The following is a 20,320-nucleotide window of genomic DNA, read 5'->3' on the forward strand; positions in this document are numbered from 1 at the left end:
CGAGCCCGACGACGATAACCTTGTGGTCGTGTCTGACTCGAAGACCGTGAAGACGGACGTGGTACTCGTCGGTGCCGGCATCATGAGCGCCACCCTGAGTGCTCTGCTGCGCCTGCTCGAACCGAACTGGTCGATCACCTTGGTCGAGCGCCTCGACGGTGCGGCCGCCGAGAGCAGCGACCCGTGGAACAACGCGGGCACCGGCCACTCGGCGCTCTGTGAGCTGAACTACACGCCGCAGAATTCCGACGGCACCGTCGACATCGCCAAGGCCGTCAACGTCAACGAGCAGTTCCAGGTCTCGCGCCAGTTCTGGACCTACGCCGTCGAGAACGGCGTGCTGCCCGACGTGCGCAACTTCTTGAACCCGATCCCTCACGTCAGCTTCGTCGAGGGCGCCGACAACGTCGCCTACCTGCGCGCCCGGTACGAGGCGTTGGTGTCCAACCCGCTGTTCTCGGCCATGGAGTACATCGACGACACCGACGAGTTCGCCCGTCGGCTGCCCTTCATGGCCGCCAAGCGGACGTTCGCCAAGCCGGTCGCGCTGAACTGGACGCAATCCGGTACCGATGTCGATTTCGGCTCACTGTCGCGCCAGCTGATCGGTTACACCGCAAGCCAGGGCATGACCACGCTGTTCGGCCACGATGTGCGCGACCTGTCCAAGGATTCCGACGGCGGTTGGACGGTCAAGGTGGTCAATCGGCGCACCCGGGCCAAGCACAAGATCAAGGCGAAGTTCGTGTTCGTCGGTGCGGGCGGCGGTGCGCTTCCGCTGTTGCAGAAGGCGGGCATCCCCGAGGCCAAGGGATTCGGCGGCTTCCCCGTCGGCGGTCAATGGCTGCGGTCGGCCAATCCCGACCTCACGGCCGGACACCAGGCCAAGGTCTACGGCGCGCCGCCGCTGGGCGCCCCGCCGATGTCGGTGCCCCACCTGGACACCCGGGTGATCAACGGCAAGTCCTACCTGCTGTTCGGGCCGTTCGCCGGGTGGTCGCCGAAGTTCCTCAAGCAGGGCAAGGTCACCGACCTGCCGCTGTCGGTGAAACCCAACAACCTCGCCTCGATGGTGGGTGTCGGACTCACCGAGATGAGCCTGTTGAAGTACCTGATCGGCCAGCTTCTGCTCAGCGAGGCCGATCGGGTCGACGCGCTGCGTGAATTCGCGCCCAGCGCAGTCGATTCGGACTGGGAGCTGGACATCGCCGGCCAGCGTGTGCAGGTGATCCGGCGCAAGGGTGCCGGTGGCGTGCTGGAATTCGGCACCACCGTGCTCACCGCCGCCGACGGCAGCATCGCCGGTCTGCTCGGCGCGTCCCCCGGCGCGTCGACCGCGGTCCCGGCCATGCTCGAGGTGATGGAGCGCTGCTTCGCCGACCGATACCCGACCTGGCTGCCCAAACTCAAGGAGATGGTGCCCTCGCTGGGGACCAAGCTCTCCGGTGAGCCCGCACTGTTCCGCGAGATCTGGGATCACGGCACCAAGGTGCTCAAACTCGATGCACCAGCGCCCGTATGACGGTGAGCTCTGCATGACCGTCGCGCTGCGCCGCAACTGGGCCAAGGATCTCGACGCCGCCACCCTCTACGAACTGCTCAAGCTGCGTGTCGAGGTCTTCGTCGTCGAGCAGGCCTGTCCCTATCCGGAACTCGACGGACGCGACCTGCTCGCCGAGACCCGGCACTTCTGGTTGGAAGGTGAAGACGGACAGGTGATTTCGACGCTGCGATTGATGGAGGAGCACCCCGGCGGGGAGAAGGTCTTCCGCATCGGCCGGGTGTGCACCAAACGGACCGACCGTGGGCGCGGACACACCTCCCGGCTGATGCAGGCCGCGCTGGCCGAGGTGGGCACCTACCCGTGCCGGATCGACGCGCAGACCTATCTGCAGGACATGTACGCCTCGCACGGGTTCATCCGTGAGGGTGAGGAATTCATCGAGGACGGCATTCCGCACATTGCGATGGTGCGCCCCGCGTCGGGGGGTGCCTCGTGACGTACCCGTTCAGCGCGCTGATCGGCCACGACCGGCTGCGGCTGGCCCTGGTGCTGTGCGCGGTGCGCCCGGATATCGGGGGAGTGCTGATCCGCGGCGAGAAGGGCACCGCGAAATCGACGGCCGTGCGCGCGCTGGCGGCGGTGCTCGCCCATGTCGACGAGGATGCGCGGTTGGTCGAACTGCCGATCGGGGCCACCGAGGACCGCGTCGTCGGGTCGCTGGATCTGCAGAAGGTGCTCCGCGAAGGTGAGCACGCCTTCTCGCCGGGACTGCTGGCGCGCGCCCACGGCGGGGTGCTCTACGTCGACGAGGTCAACCTGCTTCACGACCACCTGGTCGACGTCCTGTTGGACGCCGCCGCGATGGGCCGGGTGCACATCGAACGCGATGGTGTCTCGCACTCCCATGACGCCCGATTCGTCCTGATCGGCACCATGAACCCCGAAGAAGGCGAGCTGCGACCGCAGCTGTTGGATCGGTTCGGCCTCACCGTCGACGTGGCCGCCTCCCGCGATGTCGATACCCGCGTCGAGGTGATCCGGTCGCGGCTGGCCTACGAGGCCGACCCGAACGGCTTTGCCGCCGGTTACGCCGAGGCCGATGCCGAGTTGGCCGGCCGCATCGCCACGGCCCGTGCGGCACTCGCCGAGGTGGTGCTGGGGGACAACGAGTTACGACGCATTGCGGCCCTGTGCGCGGCGTTCGACGTCGACGGGATGCGGGCCGACCTGGTGTTGGCGCGCACCGCGGTCGCGCACGCCGCCTGGCGAGGTAGCGCGGTCGTGGAGGAAGAAGACATCCGGGTGGCCGCGGAGCTGGCGCTGCCGCATCGCCGCCGCCGCGACCCGTTCGACGATCCCGGCCTGGATCCCGAGCGTCTGGACGATGCGCTCTCGCAGACCGCCGAAGCCCCCGAGGAACCCGAGCCCGACCCCGAGCCGCCGGGTGGCGGCGGGGGATCGGATGCCCCCACCGAAGGGTCTGCCGCACAGGACAATTCGTCGGATCGAGGCGAGCAGCCCCAGGCTGCCGCTCCGCCGACCCGGTCCAGCGCACCACCATCGTCGACATTCCGCACCCGCGCCCTGGTGGTCCCCGGTGTCGGCGAAGGGGCCCCGGGTCGACGGTCCAAGGCCCGCAACCGCACCGGCAGCACCGTCGGGTCGACCGAGGTGGTGGGCGAGGGACACGGCACACACGTCTTCGCGACCGTGCTCGCGGCGGTCAACAACCAGCGCCGACCCGGCAGGCCGCAGGTGCAACCCGAGGATGTGCGGCGCGCAATACGCGAGGGCCGCGAAGGCAATCTGGTGATCTTCGTGGTGGACGCCTCCGGTTCGATGGCGGCGCGCGACCGGATGTCGGCGGTCGGCGGGGCCGCCCTGTCGTTGCTGCGGGACGCCTATCAGCGGCGTGACAAGGTCGCGGTGATCACCTTCCGCGGCCAGCAGGCCGATCTGCTGCTGCCGCCGACGTCCTCGGTGTACATCGCCGGCCGCCGGTTGGCCCGGTTCGACACCGGCGGCAAAACGCCACTGGCGCAAGGCCTGCTGGCCGCGCGTGACGTGGTGGTGCGCGAGAAGGCACGCGACCGTGCGCGCCGGCCACTGGTGGTGGTGCTCACCGACGGGCGTGCGACCGGGGGACCGGACCCGCTGGGCCGGACCAGGACGGCGGCGCGGATGCTGCTGGCCGAGGGGGCCGCCGCGGTCGTGGTGGACTGCGAGACATCGTTCGTGCGGCTGGGTTTGGCCGAAGAGCTGGCGCGCCAGCTGGACGCCCCGGCGGTCCGGCTCGCGCACCTGCAGGCCGGTGAACTGACCTCACTGGTCAAGACTGCGGCCTGAGAACAACCGAGGAGACCCGATGCCACAGGGACAACCGCTGACCGTGCCCGATGACGGGCTGACCACCAAGGCCCGGCGCAATGCGCCGCTGCTGGCGGTACACACCGGGCCGGGCAAGGGGAAGTCGACCGCGGCGTTCGGGATGGCATTGCGGGCGTGGAATCAGGGTTTCGATATCGGGGTTTTTCAGTTCGTCAAGAGCGCGAAGTGGAAAGTGGGCGAGGAGAGCGTCTTTCGCGAGCTCGGTCGGCTGCACGAAGAGCACGGCGCCGGCGGGCCCGTGCAGTGGCACAAGATGGGCTCGGGCTGGTCGTGGACGCGTAAGCAGGGATCCGAGGTGGATCACGCCGAGACCGCGCGGGACGGCTGGGCCGAGATCAGCCGCCGAATCGCCGCCGGACAGCACGACTTCTACGTCCTCGACGAGTTCACCTATCCGCTCAAATGGGGCTGGATCGATGTCGAAGAGGTGATCGCGACCCTGGCCGACCGACCGGGCCGCCAACACGTGGTGATCACCGGTCGCGATGCGCCGCAGGCGCTCATCGACGCCGCCGACCTGGTCACCGAGATGACCAAGGTGAAGCATCCGATGGATGCGGGCCGCAAGGGGCAGCGGGGCATCGAGTGGTAGCTCCCGCGATCGTCATCGCCGCGCCCTCGTCGGGCAGCGGAAAGACCACGATTGCAACGGGTCTGATGGGTGCGCTGCGGCGTGCCGGTCGACGGGTGGCGCCGTTCAAGGTCGGCCCCGACTTCATCGACCCCGGCTACCACGCGTTGGCCGCCGGTGTGCCGGGGCGCAACCTGGATCCCGTCCTGGTAGGCGAGAACCTGATCGGACCGCTCTACCGGCACGGCGTCGCGGCCGCCGACATCGCCGTCGTCGAAGGCGTGATGGGGTTGTTCGACGGGCGCATCAGTGCACACCACACCGGCCCGGCCCAGGGGTCCACCGCGCACGTGGCCGCGCTCCTCGGCGCTCCGGTCGTCCTGGTGGTCGATGCCCGCGGGCAGGCCCACAGCATCGGTGCACTGCTGCACGGTTTCTCGACGTTCGACAGTTCGATCCGGCTGGCCGGGGTGATCCTGAATCGGGTCGGTTCGGCGCGCCATGAACAGGTGTTGCGCCAGGGCTGTGAACAGGCCGGCGTGCCGGTGTTCGGGGCGATCCCGCGGTCGGCCGAGCTTGAGGTGCCTTCGCGTCACCTTGGATTGGTGACGGCGGTCGAATTCGGTGCGCTGGCTCAGCGTGCGGTCGCGGCGATGACCGATCTGGTCGCCCAGCACGTCGACGTGGCCGCGCTGGCCGGGGCGGCCACGGCCCACGTGCACGCTCCCGCCTGGAGCCCGGAGCCCGAGCACCGCGCCGCCGAGTCGATCACCATCGCCTTGGCCGCCGGACGTGCCTTCAGCTTCGGCTACGCCGAACATCGCGAACTGCTGACCGCCGCCGGGGCAGATGTCGTCGACTTCGACCCGCTCACCGATCTGCTGCCCGCGGGCACCGCGGGTGTGGTGATCCCCGGCGGGTTTCCCGAACAGTTCACCACCGAGTTGTCGGCCAATGCGGCCGTGCGCACCGAGATTCGGACGCTGGCGGCCGCGGGCGGCCCCGTGCATGCCGAGTGCGCCGGCCTGACCTACCTGATGGACGATCTGGACGGGGCGCCGATGTGTGGCGTACTCGCCGGTTCGGCATCGTTCACCGAGCGGCTCACACTGGGCTACCGGGATGCCGTCGCGGTTGCCGATTCGTCCATGCACATCGCGGGTGAGCGGGTCAGCGGGCATGAGTTCCACCGGACTGCAGTGACTTTCGCCACAGACTACGAGCCCGCGTGGGGGTTCGCGGGGACCGGCGGCCGGGACGGTGCGGTGCACGCCGGGGTGCATGCGGGGTACCTGCACACGCATCCGGCCGGGCACCCGAAGGCGTGCTCGCGCTTCGTCACCGCGGCGGCAACCTTTAAGCTCGGCGGGTGACGCGCACCCGAGGAGCCCAGTGACAGACAACGCCTACCTTGTCGGTCTGCGTTTGGAGGGCCGCAAAGTCGTCGTGGTCGGCGGCGGCACCGTCGCGCAGCGCCGGCTCCCACTTCTGGTCGCCGCAGGCGCGGATGTCCACGTCATCACCCTGGCGGCCACCCCTGCGGTGGAAGCCTTCGGCGACTCGTCGGCGACCGTCACCGTGACGCTTCGGGCGTTCCGTGACGAAGACCTCGACGGCGCCTGGTACGCCCTGGCCGCCACCGACGACCCGGAAGTCAACGCCGCGATCGTCGCCGGCGCGGATCGACGGCGGATCTTCTGCGTGCGCGCCGACGTCGCCCGGGAGGGCACGGCGGTCACGCCCGCCTCCTTCGAATACGAGGGGTTGTCGGTGGGGGTGCTGGCCAGCGGCGAGCACCGCCGGTCGGCGGCCATCCGCTCGGCCATCCACGAGGCGCTACAGCAGGGGCTCATCAGTGACCGCGAGCGCAACACCGGTGCCGAGGGTGCGACCGTGCACGAGGGGGTTGCCCTCGTCGGCGGCGGGCCGGGGGACCCGGAGTTGATCACGGTGCGCGGCAGGCGACTGCTGGCCAATGCCGATGTCGTCGTCGCCGACCGGCTCGCTCCGCCCGAGCTGCTGGCCGAACTGCCGCCCCATGTCGAGGTGATCGACGCCGCCAAGATCCCGTACGGGCGCGCGATGGCCCAGGAGGCCATCAACGATGTGCTGATCGACCGTGCGAAGGCGGGCAAGTTCGTCGTGCGGCTCAAGGGCGGCGACCCGTTCGTCTTCGCGCGTGGGTACGAGGAGGTGATCGCGTGCGCCGAAGCCGGTGTGCCGGTGACCGTGGTACCCGGTGTGACCAGCGCCATCGGTGTGCCGGCCCTGGCCGGTGTGCCGGTGACGCATCGGCACATCACCCACGAGTTCGTCGTGGTCAGCGGGCATGTTGCGCCGGGGCACCCCGAATCGTTAGTGAATTGGGATGCGCTGGCCGCGATGTCAGGAACCATCGTGCTGCTGATGGCCGTCGAGCGGATCGAACTCTTCGCTCAGGCGCTGCTTTCGGGCGGCAGACCTGCGGATACGCCGGTGATGGTGGTCCAGCATGGGACGACGGCGGCGCAACGGACGGTCCGGGCGACCCTGACCGACGTTGCCGAAAAGGTACGTTCGGAGGGGATTCGACCGCCCGCCATCATCGTCATCGGGGCTGTGGCGGCGTTCGGCAGTTAAAGGATTCTTAAGATTACTGTAAGGTAACCCGGTATGACTGCTCTCAACGACGCTGGCCGCAAATCCAGCCGAGACGGCGCAGGCGGCAGCGACCGGGCCCTGCCAGTGCATGTAGGCCGAGGGGATATGCAGCAAAACGGCAAGTCACCGGCGTTCCTGCCGTCCTGGAACTTCATCGCCGCCGTCATCGCCATCGGCGGTATGCAGCTGTTGGCCACGATGGACAGCACCGTGGCCATCGTCGCGCTTCCTAAGATCCAGGACGAGCTCGGGCTTTCCGATGCCGGTCGTAGCTGGGTCATCACCGCGTATGTTCTGACCTTCGGTGGACTGATGTTGCTGGGCGGTCGCCTCGGCGACACGATCGGCCGCAAGCGCACCTTCATCGTGGGTGTCACCCTGTTCACCATCGCCTCGGTGCTCTGCGGTGTGGCATGGGATGAGGCCACCCTGGTCATCGCCCGCCTGCTGCAGGGCGTGGGTGCGGCGATCGCGTCGCCCACCGGTTTGGCGCTGATCGCCACGACATTCCCCAAGGGACCCGCCCGCAACAGTGCGACGGCCGTCTTCGCCGCCATGACCGGTATCGGCTCGGTGATGGGCCTGGTGGTCGGCGGAGCCCTGACCGAGGTCTCCTGGCGCTGGGCATTCCTGGTCAACGTGCCGATCGGCCTGGTGATGCTGTATCTGGCCCGCACGCATCTGCGTGAGACCGATCGCGCCCCGATGAAACTCGACGCCGCGGGTGCCATCCTGGCGACCCTGACCTGCACCGCGGCCGTGTTCGGGTTCTCGATGGGACCGGAGAGGGGCTGGGCCTCGCCGCTGACGCTGGCGTCCTTGGCCGGTGCCGGAATCTTCGGATTGGCATTCCTCTACGCCGAACGCACCGCGGAGAACCCGGTGGTGCCGTTCTCGCTGTTCCGTGACCGCAACCGCGTCGCCACCTTCGCCGCGGTCTTCCTGGCCGGTGGCGTGATGTTCACCCTGACCGTGCTCATCGGGCTCTATGTCCAGGACATCATGGGCTACAGCGCGCTGCGCGCCGGTATCGGTTTCATCCCGTTCGTTATCGCACTCGGCATCGGTCTGGGCCTGTCCTCGCAGCTGGTGTCCCGCTTCGCGCCGCGATGGCTGGTGATCGCCGGTGGCGTGCTGGTGCTCGCCGCGATGATCTACGGCTCGACGCTCAACGGCGACATCCCGTACTTCCCGAACCTCGTGCTGCCGATCACCATTGGTGGATTCGGTATCGGCATGATCGTCGTGCCGCTGACGGTCTCGGCCATCGCCGGTGTGGGCCTCGACGAGATCGGACCGGTGTCGGCCATCGCGCTGATGCTGCAGAACCTCGGTGGCCCCGTGGTGCTGGCGGTCATCCAGGCCGTCATCACCTCACGGACCCTGTACCTGGGCGGAACCACGGGACCGGTCAAGAACATGAACGAGGCGCAGCACCACGCGCTGGACCAGGGATACACCTACGGCCTGCTGTGGGTCGCCGCGGTCGCCGTGGTGGTGGGTGCCGCCGCGCTGTTCATCCGCTACAGCGCGGAGGAGGTGGCGCACGCCCAGGAGGTCAAGGACGCCATCGATGCCGGCGAGCTGGAGAACTGAGCGCGCGACCCGTCGAGCCGACCCCTGACCGGGACCGGTCGAGAAATTTTCATCTGTGTTGTTTGGTTGCATCGTGCGGTGGGTACATCGCCGGTGGGAGCCGGTTGCCTCTATCGAGGCGCGCCCAAAACACAAGCGTGTAATTTCTCCACACCTGTGGATGGATCTTGTGGATAACTCCGCATCCAACGGAGTAGAGGCAGATATGCGCCGTCAGGACATCAGTACCGCGGTCGATCCGCTCGGCTGGCGTCTGATCCTCGGAACGCTGATCACGCACGTACCCGTCGACTCGCTCCGCGCCGCCGTGCGCGTCGCCGACGGCGCCGTGAACGCCGCCGATGCGGACGCCGTCACCGGACATCTCGGCGTCGAACTGTGCGACGACCGGGTGGTCCTGCGACTGCAGGACCGGTCGACGGGGACGATCACCGACCATGATCTGAGGCTGGCCGGCCGGATCACCGGCGCCCTGTCGGACGCGGGGTGGGTCACGGTGCCCGGTGATGCGGCGATAACGCCACAAGTCTTCGAAATCGCCGTCGACGCGCTCGACATCGCGTCGGTGCGCCCGTTCTGGCGGGCGATCACCGGCTATGTCGACCTCCCGGACGCGACCGACCTGCCGGCGGGGGCGCTTGTCGACCCGTTGGGGCGCGGGCCGACGATCTGGTTCCAGCAGATGGATTCGCCGCGCCCGCAACGCAACCGGATTCACCTCGACGTCGACGTCCCGCCCGAGCGCGCCGCCGCGCGCATCGAGGCGGCGCTGGCCGCGGGCGGGCGGCTGGTCTCGGATGCCGCCGCACCGGCGTTCTGGGTGCTCGCCGACGCCGAGGGTAACGAGGCCTGCATCTGCACCTGGCAGGGCCGCGACTGAAACGGATTGTCGGGCTCTTGGGTCGCCCACGAGGCTGAATTGTCGGGCTCCTACGTCGCCCGACTAGGCTGACCGCTCGTGATCACCCGTATGTCCGAGCTGTTCCTGCGTACCCTGCGCGACGACCCTGCCGACGCCGAAGTTCCCAGCCACAAGCTGCTGATCCGCGCCGGCTATGTGCGGGCCGTCGGACCGGGCATCTACAGCTGGTTGCCGCTGGGTCTGCGGGTGCTGCGCAAGATCGAGAACGTCGTGCGCAGTGAGATGAACGCCATCGGCGGCCAGGAGATCCTGCTGCCCGCGCTGCTGCCGCGCGCCCCTTACGAGACCACCAATCGCTGGACCGAGTACGGCGACACCTTGTTCCGCCTCCAGGACCGTCGTAACAACGACTATCTGCTCGGTCCAACACACGAGGAACTGTTCACCCTGATGGTCAAGGGGGAGTACTCCTCCTACAAGGATCTTCCCGTCCTGCTGTACCAGATCCAGACCAAGTACCGCGACGAGGCCCGCCCCCGCGCAGGCATCCTGCGCGGCCGCGAATTCGTCATGAAGGACTCGTACTCCTTCGATCTCGACGACGACGGCCTCAAGACCGCCTATCACCACCACCGCGAGGCCTATCAGCGCATCTTCAACCGGCTCGGGATCGACTATGTGATCGTCTCGGCGGTGTCCGGAGCCATGGGCGGCAGCGCGTCCGAGGAGTTCCTCGCCGAGAGCGAGGTCGGCGAGGACACCTTCGTGCGATGCGTCGAATCGGGCTATGCCGCCAACGTGGAAGCCGTCATCACCCGGGCGCCGGACGCGCTGCCCATCGAGGGACAGCCGCCCGCGCAGGTGTACGACACCCCCGACGCCCCGACCATCGCGACCCTGGTCGACTGGGCGAACTCGGCCGGGCTGCCGCAGTTCGGTGACCGAGCCGTCACCGCGGCCGACACGCTGAAGAACGTCCTGCTCAAGACCCGCCAGCCCGGCGGCGAGTGGGAATTGCTCGGCATCGGAGTGCCCGGTGACCGCGAGGTCGACGAGAAGCGACTCGGCGCGGCGTTGGAGCCCGCCGAGTTCGCCCTGCTCGACGACGCCGATTTCGCCGCCAACCCGTTCCTGGTGAAGGGATACGTGGGCCCGAAAGCACTGCTGGACAACGGGGTCCGATATCTCGTGGATCCGAGAGTGGTGTTCGGCACATCCTGGATCACCGGCGCCGATGAACTCAACAAGCACGTGGTGGGGCTGGTCGCGGGTCGTGATTTCACCCCGGACGGCACCATCGAGGCCGCCGATGTGCGCGACGGTGATCCCTCCCCGGACGGTGCCGGTGTGCTGACTTCGGCCCGCGGTATCGAGATCGGCCATATCTTCCAGCTCGGCCGTAAGTACGCCGACGCGTTCAGCGCCGATGTGCTCGGTGAGAACGGCAAGCCGGTGCGCCTCACCATGGGGTCCTACGGCATCGGGGTTTCTCGACTGGTCGCCGTCATCGCCGAGCAGCAGCACGATGACATCGGCCTGCGCTGGCCGGCCTCGGTCGCGCCCTTCGACGTGCACGTGGTGATCGCCAACAAGGACGCCGGCGCGCGTGCGGGCGCAGAGGAACTGGCCGCCGAACTGTCCGGTCTGGGCCTGGAAGTGCTCCTGGACGACCGAACCTCATCGCCCGGGGTCAAGTTCAAGGATGCCGAACTGCTCGGCATGCCCTGGATCGTGGTGGTCGGTCGCGGCTGGGCCGACGGCGTGGTCGAACTGCGCAACCGGTTCAGCGGTGAGGCCCGTGAGATCGCCGTCGCCGGCGCGGCCGCCGAGGTCGCCGCCGCGCTGAGCGCGAATCAGGCCTGAGCGCTGAGCGCGAATCGGGCCTGAGCGCTGAGCGCGAATCGGGCCTGAGCGCTGAGCGCGAATCGGGCCTGAGCGCTGAACGGCTAACCGGCTTGTTCGGGACCGCCAGGGAAGGCCACCGTCACCGGTGGCACGCCCAGGATGCTGCGCCACCGGGCGGCCAGCACCGCGGCCTGCGTCATCGCGGTGAGCGCGAAGGTGCGGTCCTGCGGATCTTCGGCCTGTTCCAGGACGGCCCGCCACGCGGTGGCCGTGTCGGCCTCCATGCGGACGGCCAGCTCGGCGGCGTCGCCGGGATCGGCGACCTCGGTAGGCAGCTGATAGCCCGGTGCCGGTAGCGGTGCGGTGATCTGACGGCGCGCAAGGATCTCCAACGCCTCCTCGCGGCGTTGTCGGTGCTGGGCCATCGCCTCGGCGACCAGCCAGTTGTCATCGGGCGTGGAATGCGCCGACACGATGCCGTAGCCGTAGATGGCGCCGTGCTCGGTCGCTACCGCATCGAACCACGCCGCGGCGGCGGCATTCTCCGGGCGATCCGGGTCCGGGGTCGGCTCGGGCGCCGTGTTCGGAGCTGTCATGGCTTCTCGCCTCCGCCGAGCGCCACCAGGTATGCCGCGGTGCACGCCGCGGAGATGGAACCGAACAGTCCGGCGCGATAGCCGGTGAGTCCTTCGGCAGCGCGAGCGGCCTGTTCGGCTGACCCGCGGAGTTCCTCGATGACCTTGGCGACGGTGGGGGCGGTCGCCGGGTCAGGCGCCGTCGCCGTGGTGGGGGTCGTGCTGGTCGCCGTCGCCGGGCCCTCGCCCGCGGTCAGCCTGGTGATCTCGGCGGCCAGCGCGTCGGCGTGGGCCGACCGCTCGGCGGCGATCGACGTCAGCGCGGCGACCTGCGACTGACGCGACGGTCCGGTCAGCGCCGTCGCCGCGTCACCGGCCAACTCGCTGTCGGAGCGGGCCCGGTCGAATCCGGTCTGCAGGTCGTCGAGGTCGGCGGGCGGCGGTGCCGGCGCGCACGCGGCGGTGGAGCCGAGTAGGGCCAGCGCGACGCCGGCCGGCAGGGCACCGATCAGCAGGCGACGCCGACTCAGGATGGGCAGGGCGCTCGGCACGCCCACATCCTGCCATGTTGGGTCGGGCCGCTCGTTTGGTGATTGTCGCGTCATGGCTGGCGTATCGTTTGGTAGTTGATTCTCCGGCCGTGCCGGTCGGAGGTTGTCCGCACAACTCAAGATGAGGAGCTCGCCGTGGCAACGGATGACCCGCTGCGGTCTGCGCGCCTTCCGTCGCGTGAGCAGGTGATCGAACTCCTCACCGGTGAGTTCTCGCGCGTGGGTTACGAAATCGAAGATGTCACGATCACGGCCGCCCGGCCGCCGAGCATCACCGTGGTCGCCGACGGTGATGCGCCGCTGGATCTGGACGCGGTGGCCGAACTGTCCCGGCTCGCCTCGGCGGCGTTGGACGAGGCAGATCGCGGTTTCGACCCGTACGTGCTCGAGGTCACGTCCCGGGGTGTGGACCGCCCATTGACCGAGGAGAAACACTTCCGCCGGGCGAAGGGACGCAAGGTCGGTGTGATCCTTGCGGACGGCTCGGAGGTCACCGGGCGCATCGGTGCGACCGCTGACGGGGTGGTCACCTTGGTGGTCGCGGACGGCAAGAATCTCGTCCTGCGGCCGGTGGCCGTCGGCGAGATCGTCAAAGCAATTGTGCAAGTAGAGTTTTCGACGCCAAATCGACGTGAGTTGGAGTTGGTCGAACAGTCAGAAGAGGGGGCCGGGTCGTGAATATCGACATGGCGGCATTACACGCCATCGAGGCGGACAAAGGTATCTCGGTCGATATCGTGGTGGACACCATCAAATCGGCGTTGCTCACCGCCTATCGGCACACCGAGGGCCACGAGGCCGATGCGCGTATCGACGTCGACCGCAAGACCGGTGTGGTCAAGGTGATGGCGAGGGAGACCGACGCCGACGGCAACCTGATCAGCGAATGGGATGACACCCCAGAAGGTTTCGGGCGTATCGCCGCCACCACGGCTCGCCAGGTGATCCTGCAGCGGTTGCGCGACGCCGAGAACGAGAAGATGTACGGCGAATTCGCCGCCCACGAGGGCGATATCGTCGCCGGGGTTGTCCAGCGTGATGCCCGCGAGAACACCCGCGGCAACGTGGTGGTGCGGGTGGGGACCGAGGCCAAGGGCTCCGACGGAATGATCCGTCCCGCCGAGCAGGTGCCCGGTGAGGGCTACCAACACGGCGACCGGTTGCGCTGCTATGTCATCGGCGTGACGCGTGGCGCCCGCGAGCCGAAGATCGAGCTGTCGCGCACCCATCCGAATCTGGTGCGCAAGCTGTTCGCCCTCGAAGTCCCCGAGATCGCCGACGGTTCGGTGGATATCGTGGCCGTGGCAAGGGAGGCCGGTCACCGGTCCAAGATCGCGGTCACCTCCCGGGTCTCGGGACTCAACGCCAAGGGTGCCTGCATCGGCCCGATGGGCCAGCGCGTGCGCAATGTGATGAGCGAGCTGTCGGGGGAGAAGATCGACATCATCGACTTCGACGAGGATCCGGCCCGGTTCGTCGCCAACGCGCTGTCGCCGGCCAAGGTGGTCTCGGTCACCGTCATCGACGAGAACACCCGCGCCGCGCGTGTCGTGGTGCCCGATTTCCAGCTGTCACTGGCCATCGGCAAGGAGGGGCAGAACGCTCGGCTCGCCGCGCGGCTGACCGGATGGCGCATCGATATCCGCAGCGATTCGGCCGCCGCGCCCGATGCCGACGGCGCAGAACACGCCACGTAGAGAAGCCGGCTCGGGGCCTAGTGACACGCGATTGAAGTCTGGACGCCCCGGAACGGTAGACTGAACCGTGATCCAGCGTGAGACTCCGGCAGGCCAGCCTCGTGCGCATCGAGATCCCGCGGGACCGGTGCGTACGTGTGTGGGTTGTCGGAAGCGAGCGCTGGCCGTCGATCTGGTCAGACTGTCCACCGTTTCCGACAGGCCCGGCGTTTGCGCCGTGACTGTGGATACAGCGGGTAATCTGCCGGGGCGGGGTGCGTGGTTGCATCCCGATCCGCAGTGTCTGGACGTGGCACTTCGCCGGCGAGCAATCGGCCGAGCGTTGCGCATCTCCGGTTCGCCGGACACCACCGTGGTGGAAGAGCTTTTCCACCGGTCAGAGAACAGGTAGCGAAGAACATGAGCACACCGTGAAGTCCCGATGACCATGCGTCATAGCTAAACCCGAGGCGCGGCCAAACCACCGCTGTCGCCTCCAAACGAGGAGAAGTAGTGGCAGGTAAGGCCCGCGTGCACGAGTTGGCGAAAGAACTCGGTGTCACAAGTAAGGAAGTTCTCGCCCGTCTGAGCGATCAGGGCGAGTTCGTCAAATCCGCATCATCGACGGTCGAGGCCCCCGTGGCCCGCCGTCTGCGGGAATCGTTCGGCGGCGGCAAGCCGGCGGCCGGCGATGCGCCCGCCCCCAAGGCGCCCGGCAAGACCGCGGCACCGTCCGGCGGCCCCAAGCCCGGACCGAAACCCGCACCACAGGCGCCCGCAGCGCCCGCTCCGGCCGCACCTGCAGCGCCGGCTCCGGCCGCGCCCGCAGCGCCTGCTCCGGCTGCACCCGCGGCGCAGGCTCCGACGCCGGCCGCGCCGACACCCGGCCCCGCGGCGCCGACGCCCGCACCTGCACCGTCGGCACCCGCGGCCACCGGCACTCCCGGGACCACCCAGACCCCCGGTCCCCGTCCGGGTCCGACTCCTGGTCCCAAGCCCGCACCGCGGGCACCCCGTGTCGGCAACAACCCGTTCTCGTCGCAGGCACCGGTCGAGCGTCCGGCGCCTCGTCCTGCCGCCGGTCCCGGTGGCCCGCGTCCGGGCCCCGGCCCCGGTGGTCCGCGTCCCGGCGCACCCCGTCCCGGTGCCGCCTCACCAGGCAACATGCCGCCCCGTCCGCCGGGTGCACGTCCCGGCGCGACCGGTCGTCCCGGTGGTCCGCGTCCCGGACCGGGCGGTCGTCCGGCTCCCGGTGGACGTCCCGGCGGCGGCGGTGGTGGTAACTACCGCGGTGGCGGCGCAGGCGGCGGCGCAGGTGCCGGTGCCGGCGGCGCAGCGGCCGGTGGATTCCGCGGACGTCCCGGCGGTGGTGGCGGCGGTGGCCGTCCCGGCCAGCGCGGCGGTGCCGCAGGTGCCTTCGGCCGTCCCGGCGGTGCTCCTCGACGCGGGCGCAAGAGCAAGCGCGCGAAAAGGGCCGAATACGAAAACATGCAGGCCCCGGTGGTCGGTGGCGTGCGGTTGCCGCACGGCAACGGCGAAACCATCCGGCTGGCCCGCGGCGCGTCGCTGAGCGATTTCGCCGACAAGATCAACGCCAACCCGGCTTCGCTGGTGCAGGCGCTGTTCAACCTCGGTGAGATGGTCACCGCCACGCAGTCGGTGGACGATTCCACGCTGGAGCTGCTGGGCAGCGAGATGAACTACGTCGTCCAGGTCGTCTCCCCGGAGGACGAGGACCGCGAGCTGCTGTCGTCCTTCGACCTCACCTATGGCGAGGACGAGGGCGGCGAAGAGGACCTCGAGTTCCGTCCGCCGGTGGTCACCGTCATGGGCCACGTCGACCACGGCAAGACCCGCCTGCTCGACACCATCCGTAACGCCACCGTCCGTGAGGGCGAGGCCGGTGGGATCACGCAGCACATCGGCGCGTACCAGGTCCTCACCGAGCTGGACGGCAACGAGCGGCTGGTCACCTTCATCGACACCCCCGGTCACGAGGCGTTCACCGCCATGCGTGCCCGTGGCGCCAAGGCCACCGATATCGCGATCCTGGTGGTCGCCGCCGACGACGGTGTGATGCCCCAGACGGTGGAGGCCATCAACCACGCGCAGGCGGCCGATGTGCCGATCGTGGTGGCGGTCAACAAGATCGACAAGGAAGGTGCCGACCCGAGCAAGATCCGGGCGCAGCTCACCGAATACAACCTGGTGGCCGAGGAGTACGGCGGCGACACGATGTTCGTCGACATCTCCGCCAAGCAGGGCACCAATATCGATGCGCTGCTGGAAGCGGTGTTGTTGACCGCCGATGCGTCACTGGATCTGCGGGCCAACCCCGATATGGAAGCCCAGGGTGTGGCAATCGAAGCGCACCTGGACCGCGGTCGTGGTCCGGTGGCGACGGTGCTGATCCAGCGCGGCACGCTGCGGGTCGGCGACTCGATCGTCGCCGGCGACGCCTACGGCCGCGTCCGACGCATGGTCGACGAGCACGGTGAGGATGTCGAGGAGGCGCTGCCGTCGCGTCCGGTGCAGGTCGTCGGGTTCACCTCGGTGCCCGGTGCCGGCGACAACCTCCTGGTTGTCGACGAGGACCGCATCGCCCGCCAGATCGCCGACCGGCGCAGTGCGCGCAAGCGCAACGCCCTGGCCGCGCGCAGCCGCAAGCGGATCAGCCTGGAAGACCTGGATTCGGCGCTGAAGGAAACCAGCCAGCTGAACCTGATCCTCAAGGGCGACAACGCCGGTACCGTCGAGGCGCTGGAAGAGGCCTTGATGAACATCGAGATCGACGACGAGGTGCAGTTGCGCGTCATCGACCGCGGTGTCGGTGGTGTCACCGAGACCAACGTCAACCTGGCCTCGGCCTCGGATGCCATCATCATCGGCTTCAACGTCCGTGCTGAGGGCAAGGCGACCGAGCTGGCCAACCGCGACGGTGTCGAGATCCGCTACTACTCGATCATCTACCAGGCGATCGACGAGATCGAGGCCGCGCTCAAGGGCATGCTCAAGCCGGTCTACGAGGAGAAGGAGCTCGGTCGCGCCGAGATCCGCGCCATCTTCCGGTCGTCCAAGGTCGGTAACATCGCCGGTTGCCTCGTGCAGTCGGGCATCATGCGGCGCAACGCCAAGGCCCGCCTGCTGCGCGACAACGTGGTGGTCGCCGAGAACCTCACCATCTCCTCGCTCAAGCGGGAGAAGGACGATGCCACCGAGGTCCGCGAGGGTTACGAGTGCGGTCTGACCGTGACCTACAACGACATCAAGGAAGGCGACGTCATCGAGACCTATGAACTGGTCGAGAAGGCGCGCACCTAATGGCTGATCCAGCTCGCGCACGCCGGCTGGCCAAGCGGATCTCGACGATCGTGGCCTCGGCCATCGAGTACGAGATCAAGGATCCGCGGCTGGCCGGCGTGACGATCACCGACGCGAAGGTGACCGCCGACCTGCACGATGCGACGCTGTACTACACGGTGTTGGGGCCGACCCTGGAGGACGAACCCGATTACGCCGGTGCAGCGGCCGCCTTGGAGAGCGCGACCGGTGTGCTGCGCTCCAAGGTGGGCGCGGGCACCGGCGTGCGGTTCACCCCGACGCTGGCCTTCGTCAGGGACACCGTCCCGGACGCGGCCAATCGAATGGAAGAACTGCTGTCGAAGGTGCGGGCGGCCGATGCCGACTTGGCCCGAGTTCGGGAGGGTGCGGTGCCGGCAGGCGATGCCGACCCGTACCGTGTGAGCGGGGGAGACGCTCGCGGGGACGAACTCGACGCTGAGGACACCGGTGACGACGACCGACACGACCGCTGAGACCGCTACCGACGCGGTCCCATCCGGCCCGCGGGTCGATGCCGCGGGTGCGGCACGGTTGTTCGATGACGCCGATTCGATCGTGATCATCGCGCATGTCTATCCCGACGCCGACACCATCGGCGCCGGTCTGGCACTCGCACAGGTCGCCGCCACCGCGGGCAAGGACGTGCAGGTCAGCTTCGCCGCTCCCGATGCACTTCCAGAGTCGCTGGCCACTCTGCCCGGCGGGCACCTGTTGGTCCCGCCGGCTCAGGTGCGCCGAGATCCGGACCTGGTGGTCACCGTCGACATCCCGTCGGTGAATCGGTTGGGCAGTCTGAGCGAGTTGGCGGAGGGTGCTCGCGCGGTTCTGGTCATCGATCACCACGCCTCCAACACACTGTTCGGCACGACCAACTTCGTGGATCCGAAGGCGGACTCGACGACGATGCTGGTCGCCGAGCTCCTCGACGCCTGGGACAAGCCGATCGACGAACCGGTGGCCCACTGCCTCTATGCCGGGTTGACCACCGACACCGGATCGTTCCGGTGGGCCAGTGCCCGCGCGCACCGGCTGGCGTCCCGACTGCTCGACACCGGGTTGGACAACGCCGGAATCAGCCGCGCCCTGATGGACACCCACCCGTTCGCCTGGCTGCCCATGTTGTCGCGCGTGCTGGGTTCGGCCCGGTTGCTCGAGAATGCCGCCGGCGGACGGGGGTTGGTCTACGCCGTCGTCGATCACCAGGAATGGAGCGGCGCGCGACCCGAAGAGGTCGAGAGCATCGTCGATATCGTGCGCACCACCGCCCAGGCCGAAGTGGCGGCGGTGTTCAAGGAGATCGAACCACGGCAGTGGTCGGTATCGATGCGTTCCAAGTCATTGGATCTCTCGGCAGTGGCGGGGCGTTTCGGCGGCGGGGGACACCGCCAGGCCGCAGGCTACTCGGCCGCCGGCTCTGTCGATGACGTCGTTCTCGCCTTGCAGGATGCTCTTGGCTGACGAACCGGTCACCGCGCGGCGGATCGCCGGACTGGCGTTGCCCGCACTGGGAGTGCTTGCCGCAGAACCTCTTTACCTGCTGTTCGACCTTGCCGTCGTGGGGCGGCTCGGGGCGCTGAGTTTGGCGGGTCTGGCGATCGGCGGCTTGGTGATCTCACTGGTCGCCTCGCAGGGCACCTTCCTGTCCTATGGCACCACCGCGCGATCGGCGCGGTTCTTCGGCGCCGGCGATCGCGCCGCCGCGGTACGTGAAGGTGTGCAGGCCAGCTGGCTCGCGGTGGGGCTCGGGGTGCTGATCGTGGCCCTGGTGCAGGTCTTCGCCGATCCGCTGGTCTCGGTGCTCGCCGACGGCGGCGCGCTGGCCGCCGAGACGCTGCCGTGGCTGCGCATCGCCATCTGCGGTGCGCCGGCGCTGCTGATCTCGTTGGCAGGCAACGGCTGGATGCGCGGTGTGCAGGACACGGTCCGGCCCCTTCGCTACGTCGTTTTCGGTTTCACCGTGTCGGCCCTGCTGTGTCCGCTGTTGGTGTACGGCTGGCTGGGATTGCCCCGGCTGGAGTTGGCCGGCTCGGCGATCGCGAACCTGGTCGGGCAATGGCTGGCGGCGTTGTTGTTCTGCCGGGCCCTGCTCGCCGAGAAGGTGCCGCTGGCAGCGGTGCCTGCGGTACTGGTTGCGCAGCTGCTCATGGGACGTGACCTGCTGGTGCGCTCACTGGCCTTCCAGGCGTGCTTCGTCTCCGCGGCGGCGGTGGCTGCCCGGTTCGGCGCCGCGTCGGTGGCCGCGCACCAGGTGGTGCTGCAACTGTGGAGTTTTCTTGCCCTGGTGCTCGATTCGTTGGCCATCGCCGCTCAGTCACTGGTCGGTGCCGCCCTCGGCGGTGGTCAGCTGAGCCACGCCAAGTCGGTCGCCGCCCGCGTCACCATCTTCTCCACCGCGGCCGCCGCGGTACTCGCGCTGATCTTCGCCGCCGGCTCCGAGGTGATCCCGCGGCTGTTCACCTCCGATGCGGCGGTCCTCGACCAGATCGTTGTGCCGTGGTGGTTCCTGGTCGGCCAATTGATCGTCGCCGGAATCGTTTTCGCGCTGGACGGGGTGCTGCTGGGCGCCGGTGACGCCCGGTTCATGCGTAACGCCACGGTGTGCAGCGCGTTGGTCGGTTTCCTACCGCTGATCTGGCTGTCGTTGGCGTTCGGCTGGGGACTGGCCGGCATCTGGTCGGGTCTGTCCCTGTTCATGGTGCTTCGCCTGGTGTTCGTCGGCTGGCGCACCCTCTCGGGACGCTGGCTGGTGGCAGGCACCGGATAGTCCCCA

General features: G+C 68.5%; 18 protein-coding genes. 16 read left to right on the plus strand and 2 right to left on the minus strand.

From position 1 onward, the window contains the following. Positions 1–28: 28 nt before the first annotated feature. The 9 genes from mqo (at position 29) to FBY28_RS23035 (ending at position 11,424) form a co-directional block, all read left to right on the plus strand. On the plus strand, positions 29–1,522 hold the full coding sequence (gene mqo, locus FBY28_RS22995) for a malate dehydrogenase (quinone) (protein WP_141869525.1): 1,494 nt from the start codon (positions 29–31) through the stop codon (positions 1,520–1,522). Then, positions 1,503–2,000 (plus strand): GNAT family N-acetyltransferase, encoded by a 498-nt coding sequence (locus FBY28_RS23000; RefSeq protein ID WP_286178404.1) that lies wholly within the window; start codon positions 1,503–1,505, stop codon positions 1,998–2,000. The genes mqo and FBY28_RS23000 overlap by 20 nt, the downstream gene beginning before the upstream one ends. Next, positions 1,997–3,850, plus strand: a complete 1,854-nt coding sequence (locus FBY28_RS23005; RefSeq protein WP_141869526.1) for a magnesium chelatase subunit D family protein — start codon at positions 1,997–1,999, stop codon at positions 3,848–3,850. The genes FBY28_RS23000 and FBY28_RS23005 overlap by 4 nt, the downstream gene beginning before the upstream one ends. A 19-nt stretch (positions 3,851–3,869) precedes the next feature. Then, on the plus strand, positions 3,870–4,484 hold the full coding sequence (gene cobO / locus FBY28_RS23010; RefSeq protein ID WP_141869527.1) for a cob(I)yrinic acid a,c-diamide adenosyltransferase: 615 nt from the start codon (positions 3,870–3,872) through the stop codon (positions 4,482–4,484). Beyond that, the gene (locus tag FBY28_RS23015) at positions 4,478–5,836 is read left to right on the plus strand and encodes a cobyrinic acid a,c-diamide synthase CobB (RefSeq protein WP_141869528.1); all 1,359 of its coding nucleotides are present in this window, start codon (positions 4,478–4,480) and stop codon (positions 5,834–5,836) included. Before cobO ends, FBY28_RS23015 begins: the two co-directional genes overlap by 7 nt. Before the next feature lie 19 nt (positions 5,837–5,855). After that, entirely contained in the window at positions 5,856–7,082 is a 1,227-nt protein-coding gene (cobA, locus tag FBY28_RS23020) for a uroporphyrinogen-III C-methyltransferase (RefSeq protein ID WP_141869529.1), read from the plus strand. A gap of 126 nt (positions 7,083–7,208) precedes the next feature. Further along, complete coding sequence (locus FBY28_RS23025) at positions 7,209–8,699, plus strand: MFS transporter (RefSeq protein WP_141869530.1); 1,491 nt, start codon at positions 7,209–7,211, stop codon at positions 8,697–8,699. Positions 8,700–8,904: 205 nt separating this feature from the next. After that, on the plus strand, positions 8,905–9,579 hold the full coding sequence (locus FBY28_RS23030) for a VOC family protein (protein WP_141869531.1): 675 nt from the start codon (positions 8,905–8,907) through the stop codon (positions 9,577–9,579). A 78-nt stretch (positions 9,580–9,657) separates the two neighbouring features. Further along, positions 9,658–11,424: a proline--tRNA ligase gene (locus tag FBY28_RS23035; protein WP_141869532.1), complete on the plus strand. Its 1,767-nt coding sequence runs from the start codon at positions 9,658–9,660 to the stop codon at positions 11,422–11,424. Positions 11,425–11,507: 83 nt separating this feature from the next. Here the strand turns inward: FBY28_RS23035 and FBY28_RS23040 are convergent, their stop codons facing one another. Together FBY28_RS23040 and FBY28_RS23045 are read right to left on the minus strand one after the other, a co-directional pair. Continuing rightward, positions 11,508–12,002 carry a ferritin-like domain-containing protein gene (locus FBY28_RS23040; protein WP_141869533.1) on the minus strand — a complete coding sequence of 165 codons (495 nt, stop codon included), beginning with the start codon at positions 12,000–12,002 and terminating at the stop codon, positions 11,508–11,510. Then, positions 11,999–12,532, minus strand: coding sequence for a hypothetical protein (locus tag FBY28_RS23045; protein WP_216847907.1), 534 nt, complete (start codon positions 12,530–12,532; stop codon positions 11,999–12,001). The genes FBY28_RS23040 and FBY28_RS23045 overlap by 4 nt, the downstream gene beginning before the upstream one ends. 135 nt (positions 12,533–12,667) lie before the next feature. Here FBY28_RS23045 and rimP point away from each other — a divergent pair, with 135 nt between their 5' ends. The 7 genes from rimP (at position 12,668) to FBY28_RS23080 (ending at position 20,314) form a co-directional block, all read left to right on the plus strand. Beyond that, a complete protein-coding gene (gene rimP / locus FBY28_RS23050; protein ID WP_141869535.1) occupies positions 12,668–13,210 on the plus strand; it encodes a ribosome maturation factor RimP in 543 nt (180 codons plus the stop codon). Continuing rightward, entirely contained in the window at positions 13,207–14,229 is a 1,023-nt protein-coding gene (gene nusA / locus FBY28_RS23055; protein ID WP_141869536.1) for a transcription termination factor NusA, read from the plus strand. Before rimP ends, nusA begins: the two co-directional genes overlap by 4 nt. Positions 14,230–14,368: 139 nt before the next feature. Beyond that, positions 14,369–14,620, plus strand: coding sequence for a YlxR family protein (locus FBY28_RS23060; protein WP_286178407.1), 252 nt, complete (start codon positions 14,369–14,371; stop codon positions 14,618–14,620). A gap of 101 nt (positions 14,621–14,721) precedes the next feature. Continuing rightward, positions 14,722–17,529 (plus strand): translation initiation factor IF-2, encoded by a 2,808-nt coding sequence (gene infB, locus FBY28_RS23065; protein ID WP_141869537.1) that lies wholly within the window; start codon positions 14,722–14,724, stop codon positions 17,527–17,529. Then, positions 17,529–18,023 carry a 30S ribosome-binding factor RbfA gene (gene rbfA, locus FBY28_RS23070; RefSeq protein WP_141869538.1) on the plus strand — a complete coding sequence of 165 codons (495 nt, stop codon included), beginning with the start codon at positions 17,529–17,531 and terminating at the stop codon, positions 18,021–18,023. The genes infB and rbfA overlap by 1 nt, the downstream gene beginning before the upstream one ends. Continuing rightward, positions 17,998–19,008, plus strand: coding sequence for a DHH family phosphoesterase (locus FBY28_RS23075; protein WP_174241715.1), 1,011 nt, complete (start codon positions 17,998–18,000; stop codon positions 19,006–19,008). The genes rbfA and FBY28_RS23075 overlap by 26 nt, the downstream gene beginning before the upstream one ends. Further along, a complete protein-coding gene (locus FBY28_RS23080; RefSeq protein WP_286178409.1) occupies positions 19,001–20,314 on the plus strand; it encodes an MATE family efflux transporter in 1,314 nt (437 codons plus the stop codon). The genes FBY28_RS23075 and FBY28_RS23080 overlap by 8 nt, the downstream gene beginning before the upstream one ends. Positions 20,315–20,320 lie beyond the last annotated feature (6 nt).

This window comes from Arthrobacter sp. SLBN-53 (assembly GCF_006715585.1).
Classification (GTDB): domain Bacteria; phylum Actinomycetota; class Actinomycetes; order Mycobacteriales; family Mycobacteriaceae; genus Mycobacterium; species Mycobacterium neoaurum_A.